General features: G+C 37.2%; 5 protein-coding genes. 2 read left to right on the forward strand and 3 right to left on the reverse strand.

Annotated elements, in window-relative coordinates:
- Positions 1–499: 499 nt before the first annotated feature.
- Together FTT68_RS13870 and FTT68_RS13875 are read right to left on the reverse strand one after the other, a co-directional pair.
- Complete coding sequence (locus FTT68_RS13870) at positions 500–940, reverse strand: hypothetical protein (RefSeq protein ID WP_180175426.1); 441 nt, start codon at positions 938–940, stop codon at positions 500–502.
- A gap of 59 nt (positions 941–999) precedes the next feature.
- On the reverse strand, positions 1000–1413 hold the full coding sequence (locus FTT68_RS13875) for a conjugal transfer protein TraD (protein ID WP_180175427.1): 414 nt from the start codon (positions 1411–1413) through the stop codon (positions 1000–1002).
- A 282-nt stretch (positions 1414–1695) separates the two neighbouring features.
- On the opposite strand from FTT68_RS13875, the gene FTT68_RS13880 reads away from it, so the two are divergent.
- Positions 1696–2625: a MobA/MobL family protein gene (locus tag FTT68_RS13880; RefSeq protein ID WP_180175428.1), complete on the forward strand. Its 930-nt coding sequence runs from the start codon at positions 1696–1698 to the stop codon at positions 2623–2625.
- Complete coding sequence (locus tag FTT68_RS13885; RefSeq protein WP_180175429.1) at positions 2622–3122, forward strand: hypothetical protein; 501 nt, start codon at positions 2622–2624, stop codon at positions 3120–3122. Before FTT68_RS13880 ends, FTT68_RS13885 begins: the two co-directional genes overlap by 4 nt.
- 2 nt (positions 3123–3124) lie before the next feature.
- On the opposite strand, the gene FTT68_RS13890 is transcribed toward FTT68_RS13885, so the two are convergent.
- The gene (locus FTT68_RS13890) at positions 3125–3493 is read right to left on the reverse strand and encodes a hypothetical protein (RefSeq protein WP_180175430.1); all 369 of its coding nucleotides are present in this window, start codon (positions 3491–3493) and stop codon (positions 3125–3127) included.
- Positions 3494–3994: the final 501 nt, after the last annotated feature.

A 3994-nucleotide genomic window follows, 5' to 3' on the forward strand; every position in this document is an offset into this window, starting at 1 on the left:
TAAGTGTCACTGGTGCAACGTAGCGATAGTTGAAAGGCTAAACCGCTTACAGGGGATTCTCACAAAGGCGGAGCGTTGGAAGTAGTTGTATAGGTCGGTTAAGTTGCATGTTGGGGAAACCCTCGCAGAGATATCGCCATACTTCGACAGGGAGCGTGTGGGAGAAGGTGCAAGACCTTTAGTCCTTGTCTGCATGGTCAGCAAAACCATGTGCGGATACGACCGATATACGTGGCTCCGAAGCCAAAAGAATATGCGGTAAATCGGCAATACTTAAAGGATGCGTCATTTTTTTAAATGACCTCCTTTAGGGAAAGTATTGCCGAAACTCTCTCAACCGTTTCCAAAGCCAAAGCACAAAGTGCGACGCTTGGTGAACGGTTGAGAGAGTTGAGAACAATTTTCTTTGAAGGTGTAGTAGTAATAGGATGTGTATAATTAAATAATTTGCTTAGGCTATTTAAATTAAATAAATGAGATTTGGTTTATTTTAAATATATCAATAAGATTTATACCCTAATGTCTTTCTATTTTTATTTAAACTATTAATATGTTCTTTGGTAATTCCATTTAAAGCATTATTTACAGCATCTATTGTTAAATTTTTTTCAGTTGCTGTATTTCTATTTTGGCTCCATGTCATTGAATTAAAAGACATATCTGAATAAATTGGTAAGTTTTTATCCATAACAATAGATGTTACAATGGCTGTAGTTTGATTATCTGATATGCTACTAATAGAAGTTAATTTAACTTTAGCATTTGCATTTTTTAAATTTTTACAGACTTCATCAAAGTTTTCAAAATTAAAAGCTGGCATTTCGTCAACAATATATTTTAAAACTTCATTTCCCGTATTATATACAATAGTGCATTTAGAGTTAGCTAAAGCATTTTGCATAGATAGTGTTAATAAACTAATCAATAATAATTTTTTCATAAAAACCCTATAAATGTAATAAAAAAAAGCAATTAATTTTAACAAATAAAGTAATTAGCTTAATTATTCTTTTTACGTTTATTTAATATTTCTTGTCCTAACTCTTTCCAAATGTTCCATTTCATATCATTGGGATCAATTTCAGCAGTTTTAAGGAGTACACCAAGTAATTCCGCAGGGTCACGCTGATCTAAGTTAGCAATCTCAAAAAGTGCGCCTAATTGGATGAGATGCCGTGTACGAGCTTTGCGTTCAGCTTCCTTTTCAGCATTCAATAATTTTCTAACTGCAACTTTTTGCTTATTTGCTCGATCTATGGCTTTTTCGGCTTTAATTAAGGCATTCAGTTTTTTCTCTTGGTCGGGTGTTCTGTACTGAATTGTAGCTAATTCAAGTAAAAGTTTTTGAGCATCACTAGGGTTCTTCAAAGCAGAAATATAGGTGATTTTTTCGGATAGCCATTCATTGTTCATATTCAATTCCTTAATTTTGATACGGCAAAAGTACAGGCTCAATACTCAAAGAACGATAACAAAATATTTACGTTTGGTTAACGTAATTTTGTTAAAGTCGTTCTAGATATTTTCGCCTATACTTCCATCAAAAATTTGATGGCGCGCTTAGACGTTTCTCAATTTAATTGAGAAACCTAAGCACGTTAGGGACTTCATCCCTAAAACCCTGACACTTCTTTTTTTCGTTCAATTGAAAATTGAATGAAAAAAAGAAGTACTAAAAAGCTTCAAGGATAATTTATGGCAATTGCTCGATTGAGTATCAAAGTTGGTAAAGCTGGAAAAGCAGCACCGCATGCCGAATATATTGATCGGGATGAAGAAAAGAAGCTGAAACAGGAACAGGCAGAAACCGACCTTGAACATAGCGATTATGGAAACATGCCTAAATGGGCTGAACATAATCCGATTACCTTTTGGGAAGCAGCCGACCTTTACGAGCGCAAAAATGGCAGTACCTATCGAGAATATGAAATTGCCCTACCTAGAGAGATGAATGCCGAGCAACGCCTAGAACTGGTTGAGGACTTCATTCAATCCGAGATCGGCTCAAAATATCCATATCAATTTGCGATTCATAACCCTAAAGCAATGGACGGCAAAGATCAGCCCCACGTCCACCTCATGTTTAATGAACGTCTGCAAGATGGAATCGAACGAGATCCGGAGCAGTATTTCAAACGCTATAACAGCAAAAATCCTGAACGTGGCGGAGCTAAAAAAGACAATACAGGCAAGAGTTACCAGGAACGAAAAACCGATATTAAAGACCTACGCCAAAGATGGGCAGATTTATGCAATAGCCATTTAGAAAAGCATCAAATTGATAGCCGTATTGATATGCGAAGCTACAAAGAGCAAGGCATAGAGAAAGAACCCGAAAAGAAACTATTACCAAGCCAAGCTAAAGACCCTGAAATCAGGGAAGCCTTGCAACAGTCACGTATAGCCTATAAAGAGCTTGAGCGACTAGACTTAGGCGACCCGAAAAAAGACCTGAAAGAACTCAAAGACAGCCCAATTTCAGACAAAGAAATTAAACAGGGCATTGAGAGCTTTAAGGCTGATTTTGACAGCTTCAAACAACTTGCCTTACAGCAGTACAAAGAACAGCAGAAATTAGAACGAGAGCAACAGAAAACCATGAGTTATAAGGGAATGAGCCGATGACACCTGATGAAAAAAAGCTATATGCACTGATGGCAGTTGCAGAACAACAGCAAAACCTCGTCAATCAGGCCGTTAAAGAGCTTCAAATCACCGAAGAACGCATTCAAAAGGTCATTGCAGGGCAAACCCATAGCACCGTATCAAAATCGCTAAATATGGGCTTACAGGAGGGTACAGCGGAGCTTATTAAGACCGCTAAAGCACTTGGACGCTTGAATAATTCAATTGAATCAGCCAGTGATCAGTTGTCATGGAAGCTTATTGCCATTGTTCTAGGCATCTTTGCCATTTTGATACTGGCTATGACTTGGTTATTTAGTGTTTATATCAAACCTTTAGGCAATATCCCGCAGATCGAGAGCCTAAGACAGCAGGGAATTCAGTTTGATATTGGAAGCTGTAAAGTTGATGGAGAATCTAAAACTTGCGTTCGAGTGATGAAAAAGCACTGCGGATATGGAAAAAATGCCGATTATTGTGTCATTGATCCCAAGTGAGTTTATTCATTGCACTCAATTTTATTAGGACTCATTTCCCTTAGTAGATTTATGTTTTTTATTCCACTTTCGTAGTTAACATTTGCCTTATCATATATCTCTCGCGGTACTTGAGGGTATTGCAGTGCAATCATTTTTACTTCAGCTAAGGCTTTGTTAGACTTACAAAAATTTTGAATAACTCTATTAAAGTCTGTACTTTCAGGGTTATCTAGGTTTATTAGTTTTATAGCTTCTTCATTATAGAAAGTGGAAATATTAAATTTTTCGGCAAGGAGTTTATCTAGTTCAGCATCACTCATGGACTGAGCATTAGTCATAGACGATGTAATAGCTAAAAGAATAGGAAAACCGTATTTATAAATATTCATATTAAAAAGGCAAAATGATAACTATGAGGTTATTAGTATATAAGAATTAAGGGTTAGAGCTAAATTTGAGTAAAGAAAAAGCCCATTGAGTATTGAAACTCAATGGGCTTTCGCTTTATATTCAGCGGTACGCAGTTATTTGATGCTTGCAACATCGAATAACGAAGATCAGCAGAGCTACCAACTCGTGCAGATTTCACACTAAGGCTTGTACCTGAACTCTATTTTCACAACAAACAGTGTTTAGATCAAGTCTCAAAATGATAAGTCTTCGTTAATACGTGTTTTTATTCATCAAATAAGTATCCTAGATCGAGCTTTGCCTGCTTCTGTGTGTCCGTTTACGGATTGGCATGCGTTGCATGTGGAGGGAATAAGTGTCACTGGTGCAACGTAGCGATAGTTGAAAGGCTAAACCGCTTACAGGGGATTCTCACAAAGGCGGAGCGTTGGAAGTAGTTGTATAGGTCGGTTAAGTTGCATGTTGGGGAAACCCTCGCA

The organism is Acinetobacter sp. Q85-2, assembly GCF_013420555.1.
Classification (GTDB): Bacteria; Pseudomonadota; Gammaproteobacteria; order Pseudomonadales; family Moraxellaceae; genus Acinetobacter; species Acinetobacter indicus.

Bases quoted from the DNA above. Each gene is read 5' to 3' on its own strand.
- FTT68_RS13875 (WP_180175427.1), bottom strand. From the start codon at position 1,413: ATGAACAATGAATGGCTATCCGAAAAAATCACCTATATTTCTGCTTTG.
- FTT68_RS13870 (WP_180175426.1), bottom strand. From the start codon at position 940: ATGAAAAAATTATTATTGATTAGTTTATTAACACTATCTATGCAAAAT.
- FTT68_RS13890 (WP_180175430.1), bottom strand. From the start codon at position 3,493: ATGAATATTTATAAATACGGTTTTCCTATTCTTTTAGCTATTACATCG.
- FTT68_RS13885 (WP_180175429.1), top strand. From the start codon at position 2,622: ATGACACCTGATGAAAAAAAGCTATATGCACTGATGGCAGTTGCAGAA.
- FTT68_RS13880 (WP_180175428.1), top strand. From the start codon at position 1,696: ATGGCAATTGCTCGATTGAGTATCAAAGTTGGTAAAGCTGGAAAAGCA.